The 26,734-nt window shown below is 71.2% G+C and carries 32 protein-coding genes and 1 tRNA gene; 24 read left to right on the forward strand and 9 right to left on the reverse strand.

The window, feature by feature from the left end; all coding sequences use genetic code 11:
* Positions 1-148 precede the first annotated feature (148 nt).
* Entirely contained in the window at positions 149-1,393 is a 1,245-nt protein-coding gene (locus ABT354_RS05465; protein WP_351489394.1) for a cytochrome P450, read from the forward strand.
* Between the two features lie 21 nt (positions 1,394-1,414).
* On the opposite strand, the gene ABT354_RS05470 is transcribed toward ABT354_RS05465, so the two are convergent.
* From ABT354_RS05470 to ABT354_RS05495, 6 genes are all read right to left on the reverse strand, one after another.
* A complete protein-coding gene (locus ABT354_RS05470) occupies positions 1,415-2,386 on the reverse strand; it encodes a GlxA family transcriptional regulator (protein ID WP_351489397.1) in 972 nt (323 codons plus the stop codon).
* A gap of 9 nt (positions 2,387-2,395) precedes the next feature.
* A complete protein-coding gene (locus ABT354_RS05475) occupies positions 2,396-2,722 on the reverse strand; it encodes a DUF3817 domain-containing protein (protein ID WP_351489400.1) in 327 nt (108 codons plus the stop codon).
* 86 nt (positions 2,723-2,808) lie between these two features.
* Positions 2,809-3,489 (reverse strand): DJ-1/PfpI family protein, encoded by a 681-nt coding sequence (locus ABT354_RS05480; RefSeq protein ID WP_351489402.1) that lies wholly within the window; start codon positions 3,487-3,489, stop codon positions 2,809-2,811.
* A 151-nt stretch (positions 3,490-3,640) separates the two neighbouring features.
* On the reverse strand, positions 3,641-4,756 hold the full coding sequence (locus ABT354_RS05485; RefSeq protein ID WP_351489405.1) for an alkene reductase: 1,116 nt from the start codon (positions 4,754-4,756) through the stop codon (positions 3,641-3,643).
* Positions 4,757-4,792: 36 nt separating this feature from the next.
* Complete coding sequence (locus ABT354_RS05490) at positions 4,793-5,788, reverse strand: LLM class flavin-dependent oxidoreductase (protein WP_351489408.1); 996 nt, start codon at positions 5,786-5,788, stop codon at positions 4,793-4,795.
* A 316-nt stretch (positions 5,789-6,104) separates the two neighbouring features.
* Positions 6,105-7,034, reverse strand: a complete 930-nt coding sequence (locus ABT354_RS05495; protein WP_351489411.1) for a zinc-binding dehydrogenase — start codon at positions 7,032-7,034, stop codon at positions 6,105-6,107.
* Between the two features lie 135 nt (positions 7,035-7,169).
* Here ABT354_RS05495 and ABT354_RS05500 point away from each other — a divergent pair, with 135 nt between their 5' ends.
* On the forward strand, positions 7,170-7,913 hold the full coding sequence (locus ABT354_RS05500) for a TetR family transcriptional regulator (RefSeq protein WP_351489414.1): 744 nt from the start codon (positions 7,170-7,172) through the stop codon (positions 7,911-7,913).
* Between the two features lie 102 nt (positions 7,914-8,015).
* On the opposite strand, the gene ABT354_RS05505 is transcribed toward ABT354_RS05500, so the two are convergent.
* On the reverse strand, positions 8,016-8,780 hold the full coding sequence (locus ABT354_RS05505; protein ID WP_351489417.1) for a hypothetical protein: 765 nt from the start codon (positions 8,778-8,780) through the stop codon (positions 8,016-8,018).
* A gap of 231 nt (positions 8,781-9,011) precedes the next feature.
* On the opposite strand from ABT354_RS05505, the gene ABT354_RS05510 reads away from it, so the two are divergent.
* Positions 9,012-9,614: a TetR/AcrR family transcriptional regulator gene (locus ABT354_RS05510; RefSeq protein ID WP_351489420.1), complete on the forward strand. Its 603-nt coding sequence runs from the start codon at positions 9,012-9,014 to the stop codon at positions 9,612-9,614.
* 527 nt (positions 9,615-10,141) lie between these two features.
* Positions 10,142-10,918, forward strand: coding sequence for an NUDIX domain-containing protein (locus ABT354_RS05515; protein WP_351490146.1), 777 nt, complete (start codon positions 10,142-10,144; stop codon positions 10,916-10,918).
* On the opposite strand, the gene ABT354_RS05520 is transcribed toward ABT354_RS05515, so the two are convergent.
* Positions 10,902-12,035, reverse strand: a complete 1,134-nt coding sequence (locus ABT354_RS05520) for a helix-turn-helix domain-containing protein (protein ID WP_351489423.1) — start codon at positions 12,033-12,035, stop codon at positions 10,902-10,904. The genes ABT354_RS05515 and ABT354_RS05520 overlap by 17 nt on opposite strands.
* 778 nt (positions 12,036-12,813) lie before the next feature.
* Here ABT354_RS05520 and ABT354_RS05525 point away from each other — a divergent pair.
* The 20 genes from ABT354_RS05525 to ABT354_RS05620 all read left to right on the forward strand — a co-directional run bounded on the left by ABT354_RS05525 (position 12,814) and on the right by ABT354_RS05620 (position 26,319).
* A complete protein-coding gene (locus tag ABT354_RS05525; RefSeq protein ID WP_351489425.1) occupies positions 12,814-13,011 on the forward strand; it encodes a hypothetical protein in 198 nt (65 codons plus the stop codon).
* 110 nt (positions 13,012-13,121) lie between these two features.
* A complete protein-coding gene (locus ABT354_RS05530) occupies positions 13,122-13,346 on the forward strand; it encodes a hypothetical protein (protein ID WP_351489427.1) in 225 nt (74 codons plus the stop codon).
* An 83-nt stretch (positions 13,347-13,429) separates the two neighbouring features.
* Entirely contained in the window at positions 13,430-13,894 is a 465-nt protein-coding gene (locus ABT354_RS05535; RefSeq protein ID WP_351489430.1) for a transcriptional regulator, read from the forward strand.
* A 95-nt stretch (positions 13,895-13,989) separates the two neighbouring features.
* Positions 13,990-14,268 (forward strand): DUF6284 family protein, encoded by a 279-nt coding sequence (locus ABT354_RS05540; protein ID WP_351489433.1) that lies wholly within the window; start codon positions 13,990-13,992, stop codon positions 14,266-14,268.
* Positions 14,265-14,543 carry a DUF6303 family protein gene (locus ABT354_RS05545; protein ID WP_351489436.1) on the forward strand — a complete coding sequence of 93 codons (279 nt, stop codon included), beginning with the start codon at positions 14,265-14,267 and terminating at the stop codon, positions 14,541-14,543. Before ABT354_RS05540 ends, ABT354_RS05545 begins: the two co-directional genes overlap by 4 nt.
* A complete protein-coding gene (locus ABT354_RS05550; RefSeq protein ID WP_351489439.1) occupies positions 14,540-15,979 on the forward strand; it encodes a hypothetical protein in 1,440 nt (479 codons plus the stop codon). Before ABT354_RS05545 ends, ABT354_RS05550 begins: the two co-directional genes overlap by 4 nt.
* Positions 15,979-16,728, forward strand: a complete 750-nt coding sequence (locus tag ABT354_RS05555; RefSeq protein ID WP_351489442.1) for a DNA cytosine methyltransferase — start codon at positions 15,979-15,981, stop codon at positions 16,726-16,728. Before ABT354_RS05550 ends, ABT354_RS05555 begins: the two co-directional genes overlap by 1 nt.
* Positions 16,728-17,102 (forward strand): RRQRL motif-containing zinc-binding protein, encoded by a 375-nt coding sequence (locus ABT354_RS05560; RefSeq protein WP_351489444.1) that lies wholly within the window; start codon positions 16,728-16,730, stop codon positions 17,100-17,102. Before ABT354_RS05555 ends, ABT354_RS05560 begins: the two co-directional genes overlap by 1 nt.
* 219 nt (positions 17,103-17,321) lie before the next feature.
* A complete protein-coding gene (locus ABT354_RS05565) occupies positions 17,322-17,699 on the forward strand; it encodes a DUF6251 family protein (protein WP_351489447.1) in 378 nt (125 codons plus the stop codon).
* A gap of 53 nt (positions 17,700-17,752) precedes the next feature.
* A complete protein-coding gene (locus ABT354_RS05570; protein WP_351489449.1) occupies positions 17,753-17,998 on the forward strand; it encodes a hypothetical protein in 246 nt (81 codons plus the stop codon).
* Between the two features lie 90 nt (positions 17,999-18,088).
* Positions 18,089-18,298, forward strand: a complete 210-nt coding sequence (locus ABT354_RS05575; protein ID WP_351489451.1) for a hypothetical protein — start codon at positions 18,089-18,091, stop codon at positions 18,296-18,298.
* 12 nt (positions 18,299-18,310) lie between these two features.
* A complete protein-coding gene (locus ABT354_RS05580) occupies positions 18,311-18,529 on the forward strand; it encodes a DUF6257 family protein (RefSeq protein ID WP_351489453.1) in 219 nt (72 codons plus the stop codon).
* 93 nt (positions 18,530-18,622) lie between these two features.
* Positions 18,623-20,740: an ATP-binding protein gene (locus ABT354_RS05585; RefSeq protein ID WP_351489455.1), complete on the forward strand. Its 2,118-nt coding sequence runs from the start codon at positions 18,623-18,625 to the stop codon at positions 20,738-20,740.
* 361 nt (positions 20,741-21,101) lie between these two features.
* A complete protein-coding gene (locus ABT354_RS05590; RefSeq protein WP_351489458.1) occupies positions 21,102-21,281 on the forward strand; it encodes a hypothetical protein in 180 nt (59 codons plus the stop codon).
* The gene (locus ABT354_RS05595) at positions 21,278-21,982 is read left to right on the forward strand and encodes a hypothetical protein (protein WP_351489460.1); all 705 of its coding nucleotides are present in this window, start codon (positions 21,278-21,280) and stop codon (positions 21,980-21,982) included. Before ABT354_RS05590 ends, ABT354_RS05595 begins: the two co-directional genes overlap by 4 nt.
* Positions 21,983-22,077: 95 nt before the next feature.
* Positions 22,078-22,950 (forward strand): bifunctional DNA primase/polymerase, encoded by an 873-nt coding sequence (locus ABT354_RS05600; protein WP_351489463.1) that lies wholly within the window; start codon positions 22,078-22,080, stop codon positions 22,948-22,950.
* A 20-nt stretch (positions 22,951-22,970) separates the two neighbouring features.
* Complete coding sequence (locus ABT354_RS05605) at positions 22,971-23,303, forward strand: hypothetical protein (RefSeq protein ID WP_351489465.1); 333 nt, start codon at positions 22,971-22,973, stop codon at positions 23,301-23,303.
* Entirely contained in the window at positions 23,300-24,418 is a 1,119-nt protein-coding gene (locus tag ABT354_RS05610) for a DUF3631 domain-containing protein (protein WP_351489468.1), read from the forward strand. The genes ABT354_RS05605 and ABT354_RS05610 overlap by 4 nt, the downstream gene beginning before the upstream one ends.
* Positions 24,419-24,657: 239 nt before the next feature.
* Positions 24,658-24,849 (forward strand): helix-turn-helix domain-containing protein, encoded by a 192-nt coding sequence (locus ABT354_RS05615; protein WP_351489470.1) that lies wholly within the window; start codon positions 24,658-24,660, stop codon positions 24,847-24,849.
* A 63-nt stretch (positions 24,850-24,912) separates the two neighbouring features.
* Entirely contained in the window at positions 24,913-26,319 is a 1,407-nt protein-coding gene (locus tag ABT354_RS05620) for a tyrosine-type recombinase/integrase (RefSeq protein ID WP_351489472.1), read from the forward strand.
* 45 nt (positions 26,320-26,364) lie between these two features.
* Here ABT354_RS05620 and ABT354_RS05625 read toward each other — a convergent pair.
* Positions 26,365-26,438, reverse strand: a tRNA-Thr gene (locus tag ABT354_RS05625).
* Positions 26,439-26,734: the final 296 nt, after the last annotated feature.

A 26,734-nucleotide genomic window follows, 5' to 3' on the forward strand; every position in this document is an offset into this window, starting at 1 on the left:
GGGAACGGACGGTGATCACGGCGCGCCGCGCCGTCCCCGGGCGCCGGGGCCGGGCGGGTGAACCGGAGCCGGTCCGGGTCCGTGAGGGGAGTACCGGACCCATGCCCTCACCCCCCGGGAGGGCGGACGCACAGAGGCGGAGGCATCCATGGGCGCCCACGAAACGCTCCGGACACTGCCCTTTCCCCGCATGAATGTCCTCGACCCACCGGCGGAGTTCGCCCGGCTGCGCGCCGAGGGCCCGGTCCGACGGGTCCGTACCCCCGGCGGGGACACCGCCTGGGCCGTCACCGGGCACACCGCCGCGTACCGGCTGCTGGACGAGGCCCGGCTCGGCCGCTCCCACCCCGACCCCGAGCGCGCGCCCCGGGTCTCCCTCTCGCCCATCTCGGGCCGCCCCCAGGGCGACCACCGCACCGAACGGGAGCACCACCGGCGGATGCGCCAGGTGCTCACCCCGTCGTTCTCCGCCCGGCGGATCGCGCTGCTGAGCGACCGGCTGGACTCCCAGGTGGCCCGGTTGCTGGACGGTCTGGAGCGCGCCCCGCGCCCCGCCGATCTTCACCGGCTGCTCTCCGAGCCGCTGCCGGTCGAGATGATGTGCGAGCTGTTCGGTGTCCCGGCCGAGGACCGCGACCGGTTCCGTGCCTGGTCGAGCGCGTACGGAAGGGTCGACGCCCCCGAGGTCGCCCGGGCCGCGCAGGGCGAGCTGTTCGGGTACGTCCAGGAGCTGATCCGGCTGCGGCGCGCCGAACCGGCGGAGGACATCCTCTCGGACCTGGCCGCGATGGACGGCATGAGCGAGCGGGAGATCGTGGAGCTCGCCGCCCTGCTGATGTTCGCCGGCCATGACACGGCGGTGACCCGGATCGACTACGGGACCCTGCTTCTGCTGCGCCACCCCGGGCAGTACGCGGCCCTGTGCGCCGACCCCTCGCCCGCGCGGGTCGACGGCGCGGTGGCGGAGATGCTGCGGATGAGCGTACCCAGCGATCAAGGACTGCTCCGGTACGCGCACGCCGACATCGGGATCGCGGGGGTGACGATCCGGGCGGGCGACGCGGTCCTGGTCTTCCATGGGGTGGCCAACCGGGATCCCGCCGTCTTCCCCGACCCGGACCGTTTCGACATCGACCGTTTCGGCAGCGGCCGTTTCGGCAGCGGCCGTTTTGAGATCGACCGCGCCGGGCAGGGGGCGCGGCAGAGCCTGGCCTTCGGGGCGGCGGGTCATCTGTGCGTGGGGGCGCCGCTGGCGCGGGCACAGCTCCGCTCCTTCTTCGGGCAGCTCGCACGGCGCCTTCCGACCCTGCGGCTCGCGGTGCCGTACGAGGAGCTGCGGATGACGCCGAACCTGGTCACCGGGGGTCTGGCGGCGCTGCCGGTGAGCTGGTGAACCGGTGACGCCGGGGATCCCTCAGCAGGACACCCGTACCGGAGAACGGAAGGCCGCCCGGTACGCCTGGGGCGAGACCCCCGTATGCCGGGTGAAGTGCTGACGGAAGGTGGAGGGCGCGCCGAACCCGGTCTCGGTGGCGACCCGTTCGACCGGGATCCCGGTGGTCTCCAGGAGTTGCTGCGCCCTCAGGACCCGGGTACGCAGCAGCCATTGCAGTGGTGTGGTCCCGGTCTGCGCACGGAAGTGACGGTTGAGGCTGCGGATGCTCATCGCGGCATGCCGGGCGATGTCGTCCAGGGTCAGGTTCTCCCGCAGCCGGGACTCCATCCAGCGCAGGGTGGGCTGGAGCGTCGTACTCCGGTCCGCCGGGTCCGGGTGCTGGATGTACTGGCTCTGGCCGCCGTCGCGCTGGAGCGGCATCACGATCAGCCGGGCGGTGGCGGCGGCCTCCGCCGCGCCGAGATCGCGCCGGACCAGATGGAGGCAGAGATCGAGCGCGGCGGCCACCCCGGCGGCGGTGATCAGCGGCCCATTGTCGATATAGAGACTGGAGGGATCCACCTCGACGGCGGGGTGACGGCGGGCGAGTTCATCGGCGTACCGCCAGTGTGTGGTGGCCCGGTGTCCGTCGAGCAGCCCGGTGGCGGCGAGGGTGAAGGCCCCCACACAGACGGAGGCGAGCCGGGCGCCCCGCTCGGCCGCGGCACACAGCGCGTCGAGCACGGGCGCCGGATGGCTCGCGTCCAGACTGCCCCCATGTGCGGGGATCACCACGGTGTCGGCCTCGGCGAGGGTGTCGAGGTCCCACCCGGTCTCCAGCCGGAACTGCCCCAGACCGTCGGCCGTGACGACCCGGCGGCCGGGGGCGCAGACCCGTATCTCATAGTGATCGCGGCCCGCCGCCTCATTGGCCGTGCCGAAGACCTGACCGGGTACGGACAGCTCGAACGGGACGGCGCCGTCGAGCGCCAGGATCGCCACAACCGTCATGACCGCAAGCTAACGGGCGGCGGCGGTCGGTCCGAAACCGGGGTCGGGCCGGTCAGGTCGGTCGGACCGGCGGGCCGGGCGGACCCGGTGGATCCGGTGGGCCCGGTGGAGTACGGCCGCCCCGCCCACACCGGGGATCAGGGCGTGCAGCCTCATCGTGGCGTCGCTCCCCGGCAGCCGCAGGGCGATCAGGACGACCATGAGGTACGCGACCCCGTGCACCGCCCCCACCAGGGCGGACACCATCCCTTCGGCGACGGTGAGGAGATTGCCCAGCAGCAGCGCCAGCGTGGCGGCCTGGGCGATGACGGCGATACGCAGAAGGCGGAAGGACACGGTCACACACTCCTGTTGCCTGAGGTCCGCTGGGACAGGGCCTGCTTGTGGGACGGGGCCTGCCGAGATGTCCGGGATGGCGCTGCTCAGACGACGGAGGGCTCAAGGCCCTCGGCCCGCCAGACCAGGCCCCGGCGGTCATGGCCGAGCAGCTTCTCCACGGCGCGCCCGATCCGGGGGCCGTAACTCCGTTCCAGCAGATGGATGCCCAGGTCCACACCGGAGACGACGCCCGCCGCGGTGACCAGGTCCCCGTCGTCGACCACCCGCGCGTCCACGGCGCGCACCCCCGACTCCTCCAGGCGGGACAGCTCGGTGCGGTCCCAGGTGTGGTGCGTGGTGGCGTACCGGCCCTCGATCAGCCCCAGCCGTGCCAGCATCGCCGAGCCCGCGCAGACGGTGGCCACGGTGACATCCGGCCTGGCCACGGCCTCCTTGAGCAGTGCGGGCAGCTCGGTCGCCAGGGCTCGTTCCAGATGGTGGGCGATGCTGTCGACCCGGGCGGCGAGCGGTGAGTCATCGGCGGCGGCCATCCGGCCGGCGGCCCCCGGCACCACGATCAGATCCGCCCGCTCCGGGTCGAGCCGGCCGGTCGCCCGGACACTGAGCGGCGGCGCCCCGCTGGGGACCTCCCGCTCGCCCTCGGCCGTCACCAGCTCGACCGTCAACTCCCCACCGGTGAAGAGTCCGCCGGCGAAGAGTGCCTCGTACGGGCCGAGGGCGTCCAGGGGGTCGAATCCGTCGAAGAGGACAATCTGCGCCAGCATGCCGTACCGCTCCTTGCCGTGAGGGTGTCCGGTCCGTCCCGGACACCCTCAGCCTCGCCGTCCCGGTCCCGACCGACCAGTGGCGAAAATGCCCCCCGCCGCCGGATTCCGGCCAGGCCGCCGTTCGCCCGACCGCCCGATCGCCTGGAGGTCAGCGGGGCCCGTCCGGACCCGCGTCGGCCGGGCGTGCCGGGGCTGCCGGGCCGAGGGCCGGGTAGTCGGTGTAGCCCGTCGCTCCCCCGCCGTAGAAGCCCGCCCGGCGCGCCTCGTTGAGGGGTGCGCCGATACGGCAGCGGGTGACCAGGTCGGGGTTGGCGAGGAAGTCCCGGCCGAAGGAGACCAGGTCGGCGCCGCGTTCCAGGGAGTGGGCGGCGGCCTCGGGCTTGTCGCGGTCGGCGGGGAGCGGGGTGACCATGAGCGCCGTGGGCCACCCTTCCCGTACCGCGGTGTCCAGTTCCGTACCCGTCTCGCCGTGGTGCAGATAGGCGATCCCCAGCGGGGCGAGGGCACGGACCAGGGCCGTATAGGTGCCGTACGGGTCGCTCTCCGCCAGGCCGCCGAAGGGGTTGGACGGTGAGATCCGCACGCCGACCCGGTGCGGGCCGACGGTCTCGGCGACGGCGCGGGTGATCGCGACGGTGAGACGGATCCGGCCCTCGGTGTCCCCGCCCCAGCGGTCGGTACGGAGGTTGGCGTTGTCCGCGAGGAACTGGTGGAGCAGATAGCCGTTGGCGGCATGGATCTCGACCCCGTCGAGTCCGGCGGCCACCGCCCGGCAGGTGGCGCGGACGAAGTCCTCGATCAGCTCCCGTACGGCACCGTCGGTGAGCGCCTTCGGGGTGACGGCGGGCACCCGCCCGTCCGGGGTGTGGACCAGGGTGTCGGCGGCCACCGCCGAGGGGGCGACCGGCTGGACCCCGTCGGGGAGGAAGCGGGGGTGGGCCAGCCGTCCCGCATGCATGAGCTGGAGGAAGACCCGTCCGCCCGCCGCGTGCACCCCGTCCGCGACCCGGGCCCAGCCGTCCTGGTGGGCATCGGTGAACAGGCCCGGCGCGTCGGGTCCGATGGCCCCGGCGGCGGCCGGGTGGGTGCCCTCGGCCACGATCAGCCCCGCCGAGGCGCGCTGGGCGTAGTAGTCGGCCATCAGCGCGCTCGGGGTGCCGTCGGAGTCCGCGCGGGCGCGGCTCATCGGGGCCATCACCATGCGGTTGGGCAGGGTGAGATCACCGAGCCGGGTGGGCTCGAAGAGGGCGGCGGGGGCGTGCACGGCGGGTCCTTTCGTGTACTTCCGTGTTCGGTCGGGTCAGAGGCTCCAGCTCTTGGCGAGCAGTTCGTACGAGCGCAGCCGGGCGTCGAAGTCCCAGGCCTCGCTGAGGATCATCAGCTCGTCGGCGCCGGTGCGTTCCACCAGGGATTCGAGGCCCTCGCGGACGGTGTCCGGGGTGCCGACATAGGACTGGGCGAGCATCGCGTTCACCATCTGCGCCTCCTGCGGGGCCCAGACGGCGTCGATGTCGTCGACCGGCGGCAGGAACTGCATCCCGCCCCGGAAGTGGGTGAGGAACTTCTGCTGGAGCGAGCTGAAGATCCGTACCGCTTCCCGCTCGGTGTCCGCGACGACCGCGTTGGCGGCGACGATCGCGTACGGCTTCGCCAGCGTCGCCGACGGACGGAACCCGGCGCGGTACAGCTCCAGCGCGGGCAGCAGCTGGTCCGGCGAGAAGTGCGAGGCGAAGACGAACGGCAGCCCTTCGCGAGCGGCGAGGGCCGCGCCGAAGGTGCTGGAGCCCAGGATGAAGACGGGCACGTCGGAGCCCTCGCCGGGGATGGCGCGGACCTTGCGCTCGGCGCTGCCGGGGGCGAGGTAGCCACGGAGTTCGTTCGCCAGCTCGGGGAAGTCCGCACCGCTCTGGTGCTCGCGCCGCAGGGCGCGGGTGGTCCAGGGGTCACTGCCGGGGGCGCGGCCGATGCCGAGGTCGATCCGGCCGGGGTGGTACGCGGCGAGGGTGCCGAACTGCTCGGCGACCACGTACGGGGCGTGGTTGGGGAGCATGACGCCACCCGCGCCGACCTTGATCCGCTCGGTGGCGGCGGCGACCTGGCCGATGATGATCGAGGTCGCGGAGCTGGCCATGGCCGGGGTGTTGTGGTGCTCGGAGATCCAGAAGCGGCGGTAGCCGTACGCCTCGGTGGCGCGGGCCAGCGCGACGGTGTTCTCCAGCGCCTCGGCGACGGGCCGGCCCGTACGGATCGGGGAGAGGTCGAGGACGGAGAGGGGGGTGGCGGAGTAGCTGTTCATGTCCGTTCTTTCGGTGGGGTGGGGCGCGCGGGGCGGCCCCGGGGATGGGGGTTTGGTCGGGCCCGGTTCCCTGTCGTTCACCCTTTTCGCCCCGTACGGTCTGTTCATTGCGTTGGGTACGGGGTGGTACGGGAACCGGGCGATCACGGTCGCGGGCCGTCACGGGTCGCCCGGCCGACTGCCTGGTCGGTCCGTCGGATCCGTCAGGGCCGTCAGGCCCATCGGGTCCATCGGGTCCATCGGGCCTGCCGGGCAAGGCCTGTCGGATGTATCCGACATGTGAGGCCTGACACATCTGACAGATTTGCCGGATTCATCAGCCGGTCAGATCCAGGACGGCCTTTCCGGTGAGCCGGCTCTCGCGCACGGCGTCGAGGGTGTCGGCGGCGTCGGCCCAGCTCCCGCGCGAGGCGATGTGCGGACGGAGCCTGCCCGCGGCCACCTCGGCGGCGAGCCAGGTCAGATCCCGGTCGATACCGTCGCCGCTCATCTCGAAGAAGGTGACGATCGAGCGGTCCCGGCGGGTCGGGTCGGCCAGCAGGCCGCCCGGCGGGAAGGCCGTGGCGCCACCGGAGGCCGCCCCGGTCAGGACGAGCGTGCCGCCCTCGCCGAGGGTGTCGAACCAGGCCGCGAGGTCGGGCCCGCCGACCTGGTCGAGCACACCGTCGACCCGCGCGGTGACCCCGTCGGGGCCGGTGACGACCTCATCGGCGCCGAGGCCGCGCAGCTCGTCGGCGAGCTGCGGCTTCCGGGCGGCGGCGATCACATACGCACCGCTCCGGGCGGCGAGCTGGACGGCGAACCGGCCGACCGCGCCCGACGCCCCGGTGATCAGCACCCGGCGGCCCAGGATCGGGCCCAGCGCGCGCAGGGCGCGCAGCGCGGTCCCGGCGGAGACCGGCAGGGTGCTCATCGCCCCGAGGTCGGCACCCTCGGGGACGGTCCCGATCAGCGCGGTGTCGACGGCCCGCAGCTCCGCCCAGCCCTCGCTGAGGCCGAGCGTGGTCACGGGGGTGCCGACCGCCGGTCCCGAGCCGTCGGCGGCGGCCCGTTCGATCACCCCGGCGGCGTCCCAGCCGATCACGGCGCCGTCGGGGGCGCCGGGAAGGATGTAGCGGAACTCGGCCGGGTTGGGCGAGATCGCCGTGACCCGGACCAGCGCCTGATGGGGTGCGGGTACGGGGTCGGGCGCCTCGGCCAGCCGCAGCTGCCCGGGGGCGGAACGGTCGACGATCAGGGCACGCATGGGATTCCTCCGGTTGATCTCTGGGACGGCCGGGCCAGGGAGAGAAAATGTCACTCAGTGGCACATGCCTATGAAAGGCAAACGCTACCCAGTGGCTGAGGTATTCCGGGGGCGTTCCCGCCTACACTCGCCGGTATGACGACAGCGGCGGCGACGACACCGGGACCGGAGGGGAAGGAGCTGCCGCTGCGCGAGCGCAAGCGGCTGCGCACCCGGCGGGCCCTGGTCGAGACCGCGCTCGCCCGGTACGCCAGGGACGGCTTCGAGCGGACGACGCTGGACGATCTGACCGATGAGGTGGAGATCTCCAAGCGGACCTTCTTCCGCTATTTCGCCTCCAAGGAGGATGTGGCGCTGGCGCCGGAGAAGGAGTTCTGGGCCGAGTTCCTCAAGGTCCTGGAGGCGTCGACGGAGGCCGAGCTGACCGGGCCCGTCCTCGGGACCCTGCACCGGGCGCTGATCACCGCGCTGGAGCGGATGGGGGACGAGTGGGAGCGGCGGTTCGCGGAGAGCCGCCGGCTGGTGGAACGGACCCCGGCGCTCGCCGCCCACAGCCTCCAGCACTGCGCGGAGACCGCCGAGGCGATCCTGGCGCTGCTGTCGGTACGGCTGGGTCCGCTGGTCGCGGACGACGCCTGCCCTCCGGAAACGCCGGAAACGCCGGGGATGGACGGGCTGCGGCTGCGGATCGCGCTGGAGATCACCGTGGCGGCCTTCCGGTGTGCGCTGCACGCCTGGTCAACCGGCCCGGCGGACGCGGGCCGGCCGGAGCTGATCGCCCTGACCGACCGCGCGTTCGCCGCGGTGCCCGGCAGTCTGGACCTGATGGCCCGGCCCGCCGGAGAGACCGAACAGACGGGACAGACCGGAAAGAACTGACCGGTCCCTGTACGCGGGCGCCCGGCCGGAACCGTGAGGGTGTTCCGGCCGGGCGCCCGTTCTTCCGTTCCGTCGTTCTGCTTCCCGTCGTTCTTCCTGCCGTCAGATCTGCGGCTTCGGGTGCGGCGGCGACACGTCGAAGGACGAGTGCGCGCCACCGAGCGCCCGGGACTCCGGCAGCCAGGAGGAGATGATCAGGCTGGTCCGGTCCATGAGCTGCTCGGCACCGAGCTGCTCGGGGAGGAAGCGACCGAAGGCACCCAGGCGCTCCAGGTACTCCAGCCCCTGGGAGATGGCGACGGACTGGTCGGCGTCGCCGGACTTCTCGGCCACGGTGATGATGCCGATCTGCTTCTCCTCCGGCTGGAACATCAGCCAGACGCTGGACAGGCCCTGCTTCTCGGCCTCGTCACGGATGGCAGGCCACACCTCGGCCAGCAGCTGCTCGACATTCTCGTTGGCGTACGAGTACCGCTCGAACCGGTTGATGTGGTGCGAGGTGGCCATCGGCTTGAAGTCGTGCGCGCCGGTGACCTTCCAGTAGTGCTTGTCCACACCCGGGAAGCGCGACCAGAACTTCACACCGGGCTCCGGGAAGAGCTCCTCGTTGGTGAAGTGGTTGTAGTCGAGGACGTTCTCCCAGGTGTCGAAGAGGTAGCGACCGCCGATGTACTTCACACCGGTGGCCGGGTCGAAGCGCAGCGGGGTGTACTTGTGCCGCATACCGGGACGGATGTCCATGTTGGGGCGCTCGCGCTCCAACATGTCGACCAGGTCCTGGGTGGAGTAGCGGTCGTCCAGGGGGAAGTCGGAGGTGAAGGCCGCCTCCGCCTTGATCGGGCCGGTCTCGTAGCCGCGGACGTCCATGACTGTTTCCTCTCGCTCTCGCACTGCGTGGTGTGCCGCTCCCCGGATCGGTCGATCCCGTGTGGTCCACGGTCCGCGCCCTTCGGCGGGCACGGCGGGGAGGGCCGGCGGATGACCCCGGGTACGGGATCACCCCCATGACCGCGGCGAATCCACTAACCGGACCGCTCGGTCATGTTTGAACCGTAGCACAGAACCTGACCGAGTGGTCCGCTTAGGTAGACTGGAGGCATGACAAGAGCCGACGCCGTACGCAACCGACGCCTGCTGATGGACGCGGCGACCGCAGAGTTCGCCGAGAACGGCATGGATGTGTCGATCACCCGCATCGCCACGCGCGCCGGGGTGGGCAAGGGAACCGTGTTCCGCCACTTCGACACCAAGGAACAACTACTGGCGGAGATCTTCAGCGACCGCCTGGAGGAACTGGTCGCCGCCGGGGAACGCCTCGCCGACTCCGGCGACCCGGCCGGCGCGCTGTTCGACTTCATGACCATCGGTACGGAGATCCAGGCCCGCGACCGCTCCTTCTGCCAGGCCGCCGCCGCCCTCTCCCGCAGCGAGGCCACCGTCCGCACCTCCCGCGAACGCCTCGCGGACGTCGCCGACGCCCTCGTCACCCGCGCCCAGCGGGCCGGCGCGGTCCGCTCCGATGTCACCGGCCTCGACATCGTGCTCCTGCTCAGCGCCGCCTCCCAGGCCGTCCTGAGCATCAGCGAGGAGGCCCCCGGCCTCTGGCAGCGCTACCTCGCCCTGATCTTCGACGGCCTCCGCCCCACCCCGGCCCACCCCCTGCCCACCCCGGCCCCCACCCGGGCCCAGTTCACGGGCTGACCCCCGTCTGGTCGGCGCCCCCCCTGGGCGAACGCCCCACCGGGGCCCGCCCCCTGACCCGGAAAAACGAAAAACCCCAGGTCACGGCGAGTGAGTCCTGGGGTAATTCAGAGCCGCCTTCGGGATTCGAACCCGAGACCTACGCATTACGAGTTGTCCGATCTTGTTCCGGGCGTGTCCATGGGTGTCCGGCGGGCGACGGGCGTCGCTGGTCAGGAGGTGTGCCGGATGCCCGTGGACGACCGTGGACCGTCATGGAACGGCCTCTCACTGAGCCCGCAAGTGAGACCACTCCCCACGTCGAGAACCGGCTGGGCAAGGTCAGCGATCGAGGTGGTTACCGCAGCCGCCCCGGCCGCGTGGAGCTTCTGATCCTTGTGAGGCTTGTTCGCGTACTCGATCGTGGCCATGCCTGCCGCACCGGGCAGGCGGCCCCAGGAAGAGAGGTTCGCATGGCCGAGTCATCCGTCCTACTCCCCCGATACGCTGGCTACCAGCAGCCGACAACCCGGGAGTGTGCGCCAAGGATGGGACCCAAGACACAGAGGGTCTACGAGACGATTCGATCCTGGATCGAGTCGGGCCGCTACGGCCCCGGCGACAAGCTGCCATCCGAGCGGACCCTGAGCGCTGAGCTTGAGATCGGCCGCACCGCATTGCGTCAGGCGCTCGCACGTCTCGTGAACGAGCACTTCATCAAGGCCCACGACCGCAGTTCGTACCGTGTTCTCGTCGGTGACAGAGCCCCGACGCCGACAGAGCGGGACCCATGGAAGATCCACGGCTCCCGCTCTGTCTACGAGAATCGCTGGGTTCATCTTGACCTGGTCGACGTAGAACCTCCCGGCGTACAGCGCTTTGAGCATCACGTGGTCCGGCTCTTCCGGGTTGCCGTGACCGCCGTGATCGACGACCAGGACCGCGTCCTCATGCTGTGGCGGTACCGCTTCGTGCCGCAGCAATGGGGCTGGGAGCTGCCCGGCGGAATCGTGGACGCCGGTGAGGATGCCGCCACCACAGCAGCACGCGAGACTGAAGAAGAAACGGGCTGGCGCCCCGGCCCAGTCGAGCACGTCGTGAGCTACCAGCCAATGATCGGCATGGTCGACTCGCCTCACGAGATCTTCGTGGCACGGGGCGCCGAGAAGGTCGGAGAGCCCACGGACGCCGAAGAGGCGGGGGATGTCGCTTGGGTGCCCCTCGACCACATCCCCCGCCTGATGTCCGAAGGCAAGCTCATGGGGTCAGGCACGCTCGTGGCCCTACTCCACATCCTGGCGGACCGTGCTAGAGGCGCCCGGTAAGCATCTCCACTCGACGGCGATGCCGCACGGATCCCGTGCGGTTCGCCAGCAACCGGGCCTTCTGGAGATGAGACCGCGCTTCTTCCAGCTCTCCTCGGGCCAGGTGCGCTTGGGTGAGGTCGCAGTGCAGTCCGGAGTTCGCTCGCACGAAGGACGCATCTGCGCTGGCAAGCGAGGTGTACAGCTCTTCCATCGCCGAAGCGTCTCCGAGCTTGGCGAGGACATTTCCGCGCCACCTTGTCAGGTGACCGGTGTTGAGGAAGATGCTCAGCAGGTCTACATCCCGTACCTCACCGTCATCGGGGAGGAGAGCGGTTGCTCGCTCCATGGCGGCCCTCGCCGCCGACTCCATTTCAGGCCCGGCCGCCGCACACAGCTCGGCCTCGGCTGCCGCGAGCCACGCCCGTAGCCTTGGCGACTGGCGCTCGGGGTGGACTCGCTGCGCGTCCCGCACCAGTTCAACGGCGAGCTGAGGACGCCCGGCATCCGCGAGAACGTACGCCTGCTCGCCCATGGCATGCGCCAGGTACAGCGGAGACTCGGCATCTTGAGCGGCCTTCTTGGCCAGCTCATACCTCCGCCATGCCCTATCCACGGCACCAGCGTCCAATGCCTGCCAAGCGGAGAGGGTGGCTGCTCCCGCGAGAGCGGTCGCGATAGGCCGTCGCACTCCTGGCAGCACAGCGAAGGTCAGGGCTTCCTCCATCGCCGTCAGGTGGCCGTTCATCTGATCCACTAGGCCGGTCGCACCCATTTGCCGATCCATCGTCCGAAGTAGTTCGGTTTGGGCCAGGAACGACGGGACCATGGACTCGCTCAGACTGCCTGCTGCGTCGATTCGGCTCAGCAGGTCCACGTATCCGTCCGCCTGCGGCTCTTGCGGTGCAACCGTGCCACGCAGTTCATCGTCCGCGACGCCCAAGAGTGGCCGGAGGATCGCGGCGTACCGGTCCGTGATGGTCCGCCGGCCGTTCTCCCACTCCGAGATGTAGGTCTTGAGGCTTGCCGCCGAGGCAATGTCCAAGAGTCTTTGGTCGGCGAACCGACGCATCTCGTAGACCAATCTGTCCTGCGACCACCCTCGCGCCATCCTGGCCGTCCTGAGGCCTGTAGCCACGCCGCCTCCCGTAAACCGCAGGTGAGAGCTGGTTAACCCCCTTGAGGTTAACCCCCGTTGGCTACCACGACACCCCCCTCAAGCCGTTCTCTAGAGGTGCGCGCCAAACCAATCCCCCTCAGGGGCTTGCATCTGGTGCGCACCAGATGCCATTCTTCTGGTGCGCACCAGATGAGCTTCGAGATCTGGATGGCGTCGCATCACCTCGGGCGGGTCCCGCGTGAGCGGGATCCAGCGGATTCCACACCCGTCCGGGAGTGACCGTTGGTTGAGAACTGAACAGAGTGTGTGAATGAACGGCGGGGTGGAAGTCCCCGTCCCTGCGGCGGCCGGGTAAGTGCCGTCCGGCGGCACCTTGCTCGTGTGCCAGCTCTGGAGAACATCCGCGCGGGATCATCCCTCCCTGTTCCGGGAGGTCAGCCCGCCGTGGTGCCACCTGGTGCACGGCCGCCCTGCTGGCGTCAGAGCAGTGACGATGACGCGCCCGTGTCCGGCATCCCGGGACCGGTCCTCCGTGGCAACGGAGTGCCGGTGAAAGCCGTGTCCCCGCGATCACGTGAGGGAGGTCGGTTGTGTGCCGACGACGACATACCAGGGTGCCGCCGGGGCTGGACCGGCCCGGCGGCGCCGTACACGAATCCGGTCCGCTCGGCCCCGCCCGCTCGGGCGGTCGGCTGCCTCTCCCACCCGTCCGGGCCCGCCGTGTGGCGGGGTGCCCCGTACGGGTGGGTGGGGGGAGCCGGAACGGTTCCGACCACCCTTTGGTGAGGAGAGTTCGATGGGCTGGATCAGCAAGCTGACCGGTGAGCAGGTCTCGTACGACGACTCCGGGAACAGGACGACGATCAGCGCCGACGGGGTCACCGCCGAGCGGGACCCGCACTTCTCCGACGCCGACATGACGGCCCTCCAGTCCGGTGACATCTCGGATGTGGAGTACCGGCGCCGGTACAACTCCCGCTACTTCGGCCGCTGACCCTCCTGGTACGGCGGTTGCCTCTCCCCGCCCGCACAGCCCCCACCTGGGGGTTGGCCGGGCGGGGTGGGGGGAGCCGGAGACTCCGGCCCCGTCGAGGAGGGCTCGATATGGGATGGATCAGCAAGCTCACCGGTGACCAGGCCAGCTCTGACGATGCCGCAGGCGAGCGGGAGCAGGGCCGGGTGCGGGTCCGCCGGGTTGTGGATCCGCAGACCGGTCGTGTGGTGACCGAGAGGGCCGTGCTGTACGGGGAGGCCGTCCAGGTCGCGCCGGGTCTGCGGATGGTCCCGGGCAAGACCGGCGGCAAGAAGAAGAACAAGAAGAAGAGCTGACCACTACTGGTCACGGTGCGGCCCTGGGGGGTGCATCCCCCCGGGGCCGCTGTTTCGGGACCATCACTTGGAGGGGGATCGGCATGGACGTGTTCGCCGCTGTGTTCATCGCGTTGTGGGTCGGCCACAGTGTGGGCGACCACTGGGTACAGACCTCGTGCCAGGCAGCCGGTAAGGGGGCGCCGGGGTGGGCGGGCCGCGCGGCCTGCGCCCGGCACGTGGCCTCGCTGACCGCCACGAAGGTGGTGGCGCTGCTGCCGGTGGTGTGGCTGCTGGACGCCCCGGTGACCGTCACGGGGCTGCTGCTCGGCCTGGGGGTGGACGCGGTGTCCCACGGGTGGGCGGACCGCCGCACCACCCTCGCCGCTCTCGCCCGGATCTGCGGCCTGGAGGCGTTTCACAACGTGGGGACCGGGGCCCATCCGGCGCATCCGGTCACCGCCGCCGGCACCCCCGCCGCGACGCTCGGCACCGGCGCCTACGCCCTGGACCAGAGCTGGCACCACGCCTGGCTCCTGATCGCCGCGCTGGTCATCGCCACCGTCTGACTGTTCTGTTCCGCCGAAGCGGCGCGGGCCCCGGGGGTGCATCCCCAGGGCCCGCAGTGGGCCGTTTCCACCAAATCCACAGGGAGAAGTGACCCGTGAACATTGTGCCCGCCCTCGCCTGGGGCGCCGTCGCTTTCGAGCCGTGGCGTGAGCCCACGGATATCGAGCTGGACGCGATCGATGCCGAGATGCCGCTCATCCGGGCCGGGATCGATCTGCTGGACGCGGAGATCGCGGTGCTGGACCGGGTGCCGTCGGAGCTGGACGAACGGCGTCTTCGCCGGGCCCGCCGCCGGGTGCTGGCGGCCCGCCGTGACCTGACCAACCACACCACCGCCGAGACTGCTCGGGTTCTCCCGGGGGGTGTGGCATGACGCTCTTCGCCCGGCTGACCAACAGCCTGTACGCGGGGCACTGGGAGCTGTACATCCCGAGTGCCGACGATGTCTCTGTCTGGCCTGAGCACGAATTCCGGCGCGCGTACCCCCTGCCGACGCTGGCCGAGCGGCTGAGGGTCCTGCGGGACCTGGGGTACGAGCCGGTGCCTGGGTCCGCCTGGCGGTGGGACGAGGACCCGGCCGGTCCGAACGACCGGGTGGAACTGACCGCCTCCATCCCCGTCCGCCCGCAGGACGAGGGTGTGTCGTGAGCGCGGTGGATGTGCGGGCGGAGCGCCGGGCGGACCGGGCCGCCGAGGCCGATGAGCGCCGCAGGGACGCGGTGGCCGCCGATGAGCGGGCTGCGGCTAGGCGGCGGGAGGCGGACGAGCGGGCCGCCCGGGAACGCGCACGGACCCGCGAGGAAAACACCCAGGCGGATGTGGAGCGGCGGCGGCGCCGGGCGGAACGGGCGGTGCGTCGTGCGGGGGCGCTGACACCGGAGCACGTCTACCGGCGCGGGACGCTCGCCCTGGTCGCCGCGTCCGGTCTCGCGTCGCTGCCCGCGCAGGTGCTCCACTTCGTCCACATCTCGCCGATGCTGCTGCCTCTGCCGTTCGCGGTGGAGGGGGCCGCGTGGGTGCTGGCCGCCGGGGTCGCCTTCGCCCACGCCCGCCATCTGCCCGTGTGGGTGTGCTGGACCCTGCGGGTACTGGTTCTGACGGCGGCGGGGTTCGCCGCGTCCATCAACTACGACTACGGCCTGAGCCTGGAGAACCTGTCCGCCGGTGAGGCACGGACGGCGGGGATCGGACTCGCCGCCGTCACCCTGCTGGGCCCGGTGCTGTTCGAGATCCGGCAGTGGGTCGGCACCCTCGCCGCCATCGGCGACGGCGAGGACGGACGGGTGGTACGCGCCCGCCGCCGCCACCGCCGCACCCGGCGCCGGCACCACCGCCCGGTGGCCCGGATCGCCGACCGCCTGCTGTCCGCCGCCCCCCATGGAGCCCTCACGGCCGAGGACGCGTGGGCGAAGGCATGGCGGATCCACACCGGCACCGACGACCACGGCATGACCCCCGATCTCCACCGCCGCGCGGTCGAGTCGGCCGCCGCGATGGCCAGGGCACAGCAGCCGATCGCCGCCCCGACCCACAACCGGGAGGAATCGGGGCAGCAGCCCATGTATCGGTCTATGTCTGACCTGCCGGTATCGGGGCCGGTCGCGTTCACGATCGACCGGGTCACCGGGCCCGCCCGCATCGGGGTCGACTGCATGAAACCGCACCCGATCCACAAGCCCATCCGCGCCATCGAACCGGGCCCGACCGGCACGGTCCACCGGGTCACCCCCGGGGGACCACACCTCGATCTGTTCACCGAACAGACCCCCACCGATGCCCCGGTTCTCCCGGCCGCCGTGCCCGATCGATCCGGCACCGATCCGGTGCGGGTGGCGGCGGCCGACGCCCCGCGCCGCCCGCGAAGGGTGACGGGCCGGGTGCCGGTCGCGGCCCGGCCGCCTGCCCAGCCGCGCCGGACGGCAGCCGAGGTACTGACCGCAGCACGCGAGCTGACCGCCGACTGGACGGACACCGACCTGTCGGCGGAACGGCTGCGGAAGATGCTGCGGACATCTCCGGCCCGTGCCCGTGAGATCCGGGACACCCTGCGCGCCGAACGCGCCCGTGGACCGGTGCCGTCGTGATGCGGCGGCCGACGGTGCTGGACCTGTTCTGCGGTGGCGGGGGTGCCGGGATGGGGTACTGGCGGGCCGGTTTCGACGTGGTCGGGGTGGACATCGTGCCCCGCCCGTCGTACCCGTTCCGCTTCGTCCAGGCCGACGCCCTGGACGCCGTGCACGCCATGTGCCAGGACGTCCACCTGGTCCATGCTTCACCGCCCTGCCAAAACTCGTGCACCCTCACCAAGGGCACCAATCACGGCCGGAAGTACCCGGACCTCATCCCGCAGATGCGGGAGATCTGCCGGTGGTACGGGGTGCCATGGGTGATGGAGAACGTCCCCGGCTCCGACCTCCGCAAGGACCTGTCGCTGTGCGGCGAGATGTTCGGTCTCGGGGTGATCCGGCACCGGTACTTCGAGATCGAGTGGATCGGCGCCGCGCCCCTCACCCCGCCCCCGCACATCACCCATCGGGGACCGGTGCGGGGCTGGCGGCACGGGGTGTGGCGCGACGGCCCCTACATCGCCGCCTACGGTCGCGGCGGGGGCAAGGGCTCCGTGGCGGAGATGCAGACCGCCATGGACATCCACTGGACCGACGACCACAACGAGCTGACCGAAGCCATCCCACCCGCCTACACCCACCACATCGGCCAGGAGTACATCTCGACCGGGGAATGGGGCGCCCACCACGAGCCGGACCCGGCGGCACGGCTGGCACGGCTCGCCCGCACCGCACTCCACCCCGCCGATCTGACGACGGCCGCCTGATGGCCACCCGCGCCGATCTCTACGACCCAACCGGCGCCCAGCACGGGATCCCCACCTACCCGTGGCGGTGCGCGCCGGAAGGGCTGGCCTCCCGCCGTCAGCTGCGGGCGCTGGGGCTCCGCCCCGGTGGTCAGCCCGTGGCCGGGCAGGTACTGCGGCCCCGCCGCAGACGCGGCCCGCTCACCGCATACCTGTACCGGATCGACCGGGCCCGGCCGGTGCGGCCGATGACCCCCGCCCGCAGGGCCGCTCTCGACGCGGCGATGCGGGCCCGCCGCACCTGCCCCGTCTGCCGGGCCGATCGCGGCTACTGCATCCCCACCTCGCTCGGCATGTGCCCGCACTGCGCCGACGGTGCGACGCACACCCCCTGACCTTCCCTCTGAAAGGACCGCCCTCATGGGTGTTTGGCGCGACAGGACGCCCCGTAAGGACACCGAGATCACGCGGCCGGACCCCGGGCCCGTCAACCCCGCCGGAACTGCCCCCGGGCGCTGGGGAAGGGCCGGGCGCCGCCCGGACACCGCCCCGGTGACCACCACCCGCCGTATCCGCAAGCCCAAGGCCAGCTAACCCCCTGACAGGAGACCGGTATGGAGTCCCTGCCCGAACCCGTCCCCGCCACTGTGGTGCGGTTGCCGGACGGCACCTACGCCTACGCCGACCAGCTGCCCGCCCTTCACCAGCCCGCACCCCAGATGCCGCAGGTGGTCCACATCCACCAGGCGCCGCCCGACCGCACCGTGCAGCGGGTCGCGCTCGGCACCGGGATGGGCGCCGGCGCCGTCGTCGCCGGGGTCTACTTCGGCCCGCTGCTGGTCGCCGCGATGACCAGCATGGCCATCTCCCTCGCCGTCGCCGCCCTGGTCGTGGTCGCCATCACCTGGGGTCTCCACACCACGGTGAAGGCGATCGGCGGCCCGGACGGCACCGCCGCAGCGAAGAACATCGCCAAGGTCCGCAAGGGCTGACGCTCGGCCGGACGTGCGACCTCGGTACACCCACATCAAAGACGGGATCGATCATGACGACCACGGCACAGACCGCACAGACCGTTACCGCCGTCGAGACGACGGTGTCCTACCACTTCATCATCACCATCCAGTCCGGTAACGGCGGCATGGCCACCACCGACGGCACCGTTTCGATCACCCCCGGCGCCCACAGCCGGATGCAGGCCTACACCACCCTCCGTGAGCAGGCGCTCGCCCAGTACGGCATGCCCTCCGCCGTCGTCGTCTTCTTCGCCCTGGAACCCAACCGGCTCTGACGGCTGCCCGATCCGCCCACCCCCTCGACGCGGGGTGGGCGGTGAGGGGAGCTGGGACAGACCCGGCACGGACCAAAGGGGAGACACCGCATGGGCAAGGTCACGACCACGTGGCGGATCACGCTGCGGGTGGAGAAGGACGGCCTGTTCTCCGAGTACAACGACACGGCCGACATCACGGCCCCGGCCGTCCCGTCGCAGAAGGACGTCCTGATGATGACGTACGGCTGGATCACCGAGGCCGACCCGCGTCTGAGGGGCGGGCGCCCCGTCCACGGCACCGCGACCCGGCTGCGCTGAGGAGGCGACGACATGTTCCGTCCCGAGAACGAACCCCAGCTCACCGTCGGCGAGAAGACGCGCATCGGGTGGCTGATCGCCCGGATGGCCAAGCGCGGGATCGCCGCCCACAACAGCCCGACCGGCGACGTGTACCAGGCGGACCTTCAGAAGAAGCTCGACAAGGTCCTGGACGGTGCCCGCAAACGCGAGGAAGAGGCCACCCGGTCCGGGCGGGCCCGCCGCAGGTAGATACGCCCCGGGGACGGCCCTCATGCCGGCAAGCGATCCGGCCGTCCCCGGGCCCAGCACAACTCAACAGAGAGCAGAACTGGAGGCTCCAGCATGACGGAGAACGTTGTTCCCCTGTTCAGGGATCCGCCGATGGTGCCGGAAACAGCCGGTGCCGTGGCCGGGGACGATTGTCCGGCCACGGAACCGGTTCGGGTGCCGGTTCGGGTGCGGTGGGGCCGCGCGGTGGCCGGGGCGGTCCGGCACGACCGGACCCGTACGGCGGGCCGGGCGGTGGTCCGGCACACGGCCTATGTGGTGGGCGGGGGCCGGATCGTGGTCCGGCGGGCGTGGGACGGCCGTACCGGGGCCCGCTATGAGCGGATGCTCCGCGCGGCCGAGGTGACCGGGAATCCGGAGGTCGCCGCCGAGTGGGAGGAGCGGTTGCACCGGTTCCGTGCGGAGCGGCACCGTCGCCGGATGGATCTGCTGCGGTCCCCCGTGGACGCGGCCAAGGGCGCTGCCGTGGGCACGGGGATGGGGATCGGGACGCTGGTCGCCCTGGGGGTGGTCCTCGCCATCGCCAACGAGAACGTGGGCGACGTGGTCACCCCGCTGATGGCCGTCATCGAGTTCATCCGCCTGCTGATCACGATCGTTCAGGTGGTGTGGGGCCCGCTGTTGTCGGTGGCGCCGCTGCTGGCCCTGCTGGCGCTGTGGGCGGTCGGCGGCAAGCAGCAGGCGGCCCCCGCCTGGACCCTCCCCGCCGCCTCCCGCAGCGACGCCGGGGCCCCCATCACCCCCTCCATCGTCGTCACCGCCCTGCGGGATCTGGGGATCGCGCCGCTGCGGGCCGCGATCAAGGAGATGGGCGACGCGGGCGCCGGCATGCTGGGCCCCATCCGCATCGCCGGGTGCGGGGTGGAAGTCGATGCCACCCTCCCCTCCGGAGTCTCCACCGCAGAGATCCAGGGGCGGCGCCGCAAGCTCGCCGAAAACCTCTCCCGGCATGAGCACGAGGTGTTCATCACCATCCCCCAGGCGGCCCGCACGGTGCGGCTGTGGATCGCCGACTCCGGGGCGCTGGACGAGCCGATCGGCCCCTCCCCCCTGGTCACCGACGGCACACTGACGGCCGACTACAAGCGCGGCAAGGCCCCGTGGGGCCAGGACCTGCGCGGCGACGCGGCCGAGCTGGGCCTGTTCCAGCGGATGCTGTTGATCACCGGCATGTCGAACCAGGGCAAGACCGCCGCCCTGCGGGCACTGGCGCTGTGGCTCGCCCTCGACCCGAAGGTGGAGTTCCGGATCGCCGACCTGAAAGGGGTGGGGGACTGGGGCATGTTCGACGGGATCGCCACCACGCTGATCCAGGGCCCGACCGATGACCACGTCATCGACGCCACCGAGATGATCGAAGGCGGTGTCCAGGAGATGAACCGCCGGATCCAGGCCCCGCCCGGAACCGACTTCCCGCCCCTGGTGCTGCTGGTCGATGAGGCGCAGGTGGCATTCATGTGCCCCGCGCAGGACGACAAGAAGAACCCCTACGGCGGATCCAAGGCCACCAGCAGGTACTTCATGGCCTGCCGGAAGATCCACAACCAGGGCCGCGCGGTGAACGTCGTGCTGTGGCAGGGAACCCAGGACCCCACCAACGAGAACCTTCCCAAGCTGGTCCGTGAGGGCGCGCATACCCGGGCGTCGCTGGCGCTGGGGACGGAGTCCCAGGCCCGGATGGCCCTCGGGGACAAGGCCGTCGACGGCGGCGCCGCCCCCAACCTCCTGCGGCCCGGCCTGGACAAGGGAACCCTCGTGGTCGCCTCGGACGGGATCACCATCCCCGCCGGACAGGCATCGATCACCGTCCGCACCCACTACATCTCCACCGACCAGGCCGCCGAGATCGCCGACCGGATCCGCGCCCGCCGGGACGGCGTCACCACCCTCCACGTCATCGACCAGACTGAGGACCGCGACCCGCTCGCCGACATCGCCACCGTCATCGGCGACACCCCCCGGACCCTCACCCAGGAAGTCCTCAAGCGGCTCACCGCCCTGTCGGAGTCCGCGTACGGGAAGTGGTCGTTCACCGACCTCACGCAGGCCCTCGACGGCACCGGCGCGGAGCCCTACAAGTCCGACGGCCGCATGGTCATCAGCCGCGACCGGATCACCCGCGCCCTCACCAACCGCGACGACGACACCGGTTCCGCTTCCGCCACCGGATAGCCAGGGACCCCCACCCCACCCGCTCAGGGAGACAGGGAGAACTCCCTCACCCCCTCCCTGGACCACCTCCCTCCACCTGACCTGCGAAAACGATCAGCCAGGGAGTCAGGGAGGCACCCGCCGGACACCCACCCGGACCCCCTCCACACGGCACCCGGAGCGGGGCCCGCCCGTCTCCCTGAGCCACGGCCGGACACGGCCCTGATCAGATTCCGGATCCACCAGCGAAAGGCACCCGTGGACGACTGCGAACGGTGCGAGCCCACCGACGACACCGAGCCCTACCCCCACCCCCACTGCTGCGGCTGCGGAGCCGACGGCAGCGGCGAGTTCCCCGACTGCACCTGCGACTAGGAGAGAGATGACGTTCGACATCCGGATCATCTGCGACCACCACGACACCGAACGGGTCACCGCCGCACTCGCCGACGCGTTCACCACCGGCACACCGCGCACCTACCCGACCCGGGACGGGATGCGCACCCGCCTCTACCTCACCGCCGACCACAAGCCGACCCCGACCGGAGAAGAGCCCGCATGACTCACCGTGTGATCACCGCCGTCGCCACCCGCATGGGCACGGACGCGAACAACGCGGACGCGGTCGCCGTCTTCAGGAGCGAGACCGGGACGACGGCCGCGTGCGTGGTCGACATGGTCGGCCACGCGCCGACCGCACCGGCCGTCGGCAGGCTGTGCGCCGAGACCGCCGCACGGGTCGGGGCCCAGCGCGGGGCCCTCGCCGGTCTCGTCGCCGCCGGGGCCTTGGTCGCCGACCCCGGCGCGGGGGAGGAACCGGAGCCCACCGGGGTGGCCGTTCTCGCTCTCGCGTCTCCCGGTGAGGAGACCCGGCTGGCGTGGGTCGGGGACTGTGCCGCCTACGGCTGGGACGGGACCACGCTGCACCCGAGGACCACGCCCCAGTCCATGGGTGAGTTCCTTCGCTGGAACCAGGATCTGGACCTCGCGCCGGAGCACGACAACTGGGTGCGGGTGGACCTCGCCACCGTCGTCCCCACCAATGTCGCGGTCTCCTCCGTCCCCGCGTCGGAGCGGCTGGTGCTGCTGGTCTCGGACGGTGTGACCGACCAAGTGCCGCACCACCTCATGGAAGACCTCGTCCGCCAGCACGCGACCGACCCCCGGGCACTCGCCCAGGCGCTGGTCGATGCCGCCCGCGCCGAGCCGTCCGGCCGCCGTGACGACGCCACCGTCATCGTTCTGGACGTGCCCACCGCCTGACCCGCCCCCGCACACGCGCCGGGGCGCCCGCCCCGTCTCAGCAAAGATGTGCGGTCGCCCCGGCCTCCCCTGCACAACATGAGGAGGTCTTCAGCATGACCCATGACCATCGCTCCCTGCTACAGGTCGCCCTCGACCTGGCGCGGCGGGGTGTGCCGGTGCTGCCGCTGCGGGCGAAGCGCCCGCCGGCCAACTGCTCCGACTGCCAGCAAGGGGCCTGCGGGGGCCGTCCGAACATGAAGGTCCCCGGGCCGTGCGGGTGCCCGATGCCGTGCCACGGCTGGGCCGCCGCCACCACCGACCCCGGAGTTCTCACCTCACCGCAGTGGGCTGCCGACTGGCTTCACGCGACCGCCGTCGCCTACCACCCCGGCGGGGCCGGGGTGACCGTGGTGGACCTGGACGACCCCGCCGCCGTCACATGGGCCCGCGAGACCCTCCCGGCGACCCGAACGGTGGTCACCACCCGGGGCGAACACTGGATCTACCAGGGCCCGATGCGGTCCGCGAACGCGGTCCGCCCCGGCATCGACATCAAGAGCCTGATGGCCTACGCCCGCTGGCTCGGCCCCGGAACCGGCACCATGACCGCCCTCCCGGATACCGTCCGCGCCCTGGTGGAGCGGGAAGAGACCACCCCCGCCCGGCAGAGGAGTGGTCTCTTCACCACCACGACGCGAGGGTGGGAGCACGCTCCGGCTACCGGGTGCCGTCACACCGCCGGGTACGTCCGCACGGGCATCGACCGTGGCCTTGACCGGATCCGGGCCCATACCGACCACGGGGCCGGGTCCGCCGCGTACGGGGTCGCTTCGTTCATCGCAGCCCGCCACACCGGCTGCCCCGGGCCCTGCGGACTCAGCGCCATCGGCGACGAGATCGTGGCCGCAGCCGTGTCCGTGGGCGTCCCCGAGCCCTACGCCCGCCGCGCGGTCACCCGTGGACTCACCGCCGAGAGCGGATCATGACCACCCCGCCGCCTCCCCCCTTGAAAAGCCACACCCCCGCCATCACCGGCCCCCGGCCCGCCGAACCGGCCCCGACCCGTGCCGGTGGTGGCGCGCCGAAGGTCGCCGCCCGTCAGGGCGTCCCCTCTGCTGTTCGCCCTGACCCGCGCCCGGCCGACGGGCGCTGGATCGTCGCGACCCTCCACATCGTCGCCCCCGGACGCGGCACCATCCCCACCGCGACCTCCCGGTGCGCGTGCGGCCGGGATCGCTCCGCCGTCGGACAGCGCCGCGTCCTCGAACTGATCGCCGACCACACCACCCACCGCACCGCCTGCCCCCTGCGGGCCGATGACAGGAGTGCCGCCGCATGACCACCACCCGTACGCCCATCGACGGGGCGGCCCTGCTCAGCGAGGTGGAAGCGTTCCACCGGCGCTTCAACGTCTTCCCCCGGGAAGCGGCCTACGCGGCCGTCGTCCTGTGGGACGCGCACGCCCATCTGATCGACTGCTTCGAAACCACGCCCCGGATCGCGTTCCTCTCCCCGGAGCCGGGCTCCGGCAAGTCCCGGGCACTGGAGATCATCGAACTACTCACTCCCCGCCCGGTCGCCACGGTGTCCGCGTCCGCGAACGCTCTCTACCGGCTGGTCGGGAGCGGCGAGGGACTGCCCACAGTGCTGTTCGATGAGATCGACACGGTCTTCGGGCCGAAAGCCACCGCCGATGAGCAGCTTCGCGGGTTCCTGAACGCCGGGTGGCGCCACATCGGCGGCGCACTGCGCTGTGTCGGAGAGGGGTCCAACCAGAACGCGGCGGTCTTCGACTCGTTCTGCGCTGTCGCGCTGGCCGGACTCGGGCACCTCCCCGACACCATCCTGACCCGGTCGGTCATCGTGCGGATGCGGCGCAGGGCCCGGAACGAGAAGGTCGAGCCCTACCGTCAGCGTCTCCACATGCGGGAGGGCCACGCTCTGCGCGATCGACTCGCCGAGTGGGCCGACACCGTCCGCGACCAGGTCGCCGAAGCATGGCCCGAGATGCCCGAGGGCATCAGCGACCGGCCGGCGGACGTGTGGGAACCCCTGCTCGCCGTCGCGGACGCGGCCGGGGGAGAGTGGCCCGACCGTGCCCGCGCGGCGTGCGTCGAGCTGGTCGCCGCCTCCCAGGGAGATGACAAGGGCAGCATCGGGATCAGGCTCCTGACCGACCTGCGTGACCACGTCATGGTCGGTCTCGACCGTCTGCCGACCGTTGCCATCATCGACCGTCTCAACGCCCTGGACGACGCCCCCTGGGCGGACATGGGCGGGCGCCCCCTCGACTCCCGCAGCCTCTCCAAGATGCTCCGGGAGTACATGACTGCCGACAACACACCGGTCGCCGCCCGCAACATCCGCACCTCCGGCGGAGTCCTCAAGGGCTTCTACAGCGCAGACCTCGCCGACGCCTGGACCCGGTACTGCCCGCCCCCCGCCCCCCGGTAGGCGCTACATCCGCTACATCCGCTACATCCCAGCTCACACGGGGTGCGGATGTAGCGGAAGCACACCGATGTAGCGGCTACGGCCCGGCGCCCCCGCCCTGGGCCGTAGCCGCTACACACCCACCCATCCGCTACACAAAAACACCCGCTGACCTGCGATGTAGCGGATGTAGCGGATGTAGCGGACACCCCAGGAGGGGGCCAGAGAGGCCCCAGCACCCCGCCGAGGAGGCGCCCGCAGTGACGACCGCCCCTACGCCCATCCTGTTCACCGTCAAGGCCGCCGCCGAGTATCTGTCCCTCGGCCGCTCGACCCTCTACGAGCTGATGGCAGCCAACGAACTGCCCTACGTCAAGGTCGGCCGTGCGCGCCGACTCCGCCGGACCGAACTCGACGACTTCGCGTCCCGGTTGGAGACCCAGACCATCTGATCCGCGAACAGCCCGAGGCGGCCCCGTGCTTCACCGGGGCCGCCTCACCCGCGAAAGGCGAAGATGAGCCGCAAGCCGAATATGGAATCGTCCATCTACCTGGGGAGTGACGGGTGGTGGCACGGTCGCGTCACCATGGGAGTGAAGCCTGACGGGAGCCCCGACCGTCGGCATCGCCGTGCACGGACCGAACCGGAAGTCACCCGCAAGGTCCGGGCCCTGGAGAAGCTGCGCGACGAGAAGCGGGCACCTAAGGCCGGTCGTGTGCCTACCGTTGCCCAGTGGATGAACACCTACCTGACGACGATCGCGAGTCTGAAGCTCAAGCCGCGATCACTGGATGACTACTGGTCCAAGACGCGCAACGACATCGTTCCGGGCGTCGGCCAGCACCGGTTGAACAAGCTGGAGCCAGAGCATCTGGAGACGATGTACGCGGCCATGCTGAGCAAGGGCCACGCGCCCTCCCACGTGCTCAAGGTCCACCGCATCCTGTCGCGGGCGCTGAAGATCGCGCACCGCCGACGGATGATCGTGGAGAACGTGGCGGTGCTGGTCGACCCGCCGACCGTGGACGAGACCGAGACGAACCCCTTCACCCAGGAAGAGGCCCGCGCCTTCCTGGAAGCAGCGGTCAAACGGCCGACGTTCGTGCGCTGGCTGGTCGGCGTCGGCATGGGGTTCCGGCAGGGCGAGACACTCGGCATGCGGTGGAAGTACGTCGACCTGGAAGCAGGACTCTTCCACCCGCGCTGGCAGCTCCAGCGGCTCACGTGGAAGCACGGATGTGCCGACCCGCACGCCTGCGGCGAGCGGCTGCACCGGTTCGAACCGTGCCCTGCGGACTGCACCACGCACAAGGGCTACAAGCGCGGGTGCCCGAAGCCCTGCGGGAAGGAATGCACCAGGCATGCGAGCGTGTGCCCCGACCGGAAGGGCGGCGGTCTCGCGTTCACCCGGCCCAAGACGAAGAAGAGCTGGCAGCCGGTGCCCATCCCGCCGCCGTTCATCCCGCCGCTCCGGGATCTCCGTGAACTCCAGGAACAGCAGCGAGCGGCGGCGCCCGAGCTGTGGCAGAACTTCGATGTCGTGTTCGCCCGCCCGGACGGTCGGCCGCTCGACCCGCGCCAGGACTGGGAGGAGTTCAAGGAACTGCTGGAGGAGGCCGGGATCGATGACCGGCGTCTCTACGACGGAAGCCGCCACACCGCCGGCACCATCCTGAACGAGCTGGGCGTCCCGCTGGTGACCATCATGGAGATCCTGCGGCACACCCAGGTCACCCAGACCCGCCGGTACGTGAAGGGGCGGTCCGAGCAGTCACGGGACGCCATGCGCCGCATGGGCGACGCGTTCCTCCCCCAGGTGCCGTCGCAGACCGAGGCGCCCGCCCCGGCCCCGGTTGAGACCAGAACTGAGACCACGGGCACCAGGGCGGCCCGCGACAGGCGCCGCCGCCGCATCCGGTAAACGAAAAACCCCAGGTCACGGCGAGTGAGTCCTGGGGTAATTCAGAGCCGCCTTCGGGATTCGAACCCGAGACCTACGCATTACGAGTGCGTTGCTCTGGCCAGCTGAGCTAAGGCGGCATGCTGCGGATATACCCGTACGACCGATACCGCGTTCGGATCAGCAGCGGCGCTAAGTCTACAGGGTCGCGCCGGGTGCCCTGGACCATTACCGGGGCGGGGACGGGGGGCCGGGCGGGGGTCGGGCGGAAGGTGAGGCGGGGGCCGGGCAGAGGTCGGGGCGGGGGTTCGAGTTGCGGGGCGGAGAGTGAGGGAGGGGATACTGAGCGGCAGGATAAATCGGAGTATCAGGGCAATCCGACCCCTGAAGGGACGACGCTGTGGGCGGAGCCGGGAGTCGGGGGGCCGGGCGGTGG

Origin of the sequence: Streptomyces sp. NPDC000594 (assembly GCF_040299965.1) — a bacterium.
Classification (GTDB): domain Bacteria; phylum Actinomycetota; class Actinomycetes; order Streptomycetales; family Streptomycetaceae; genus Streptomyces.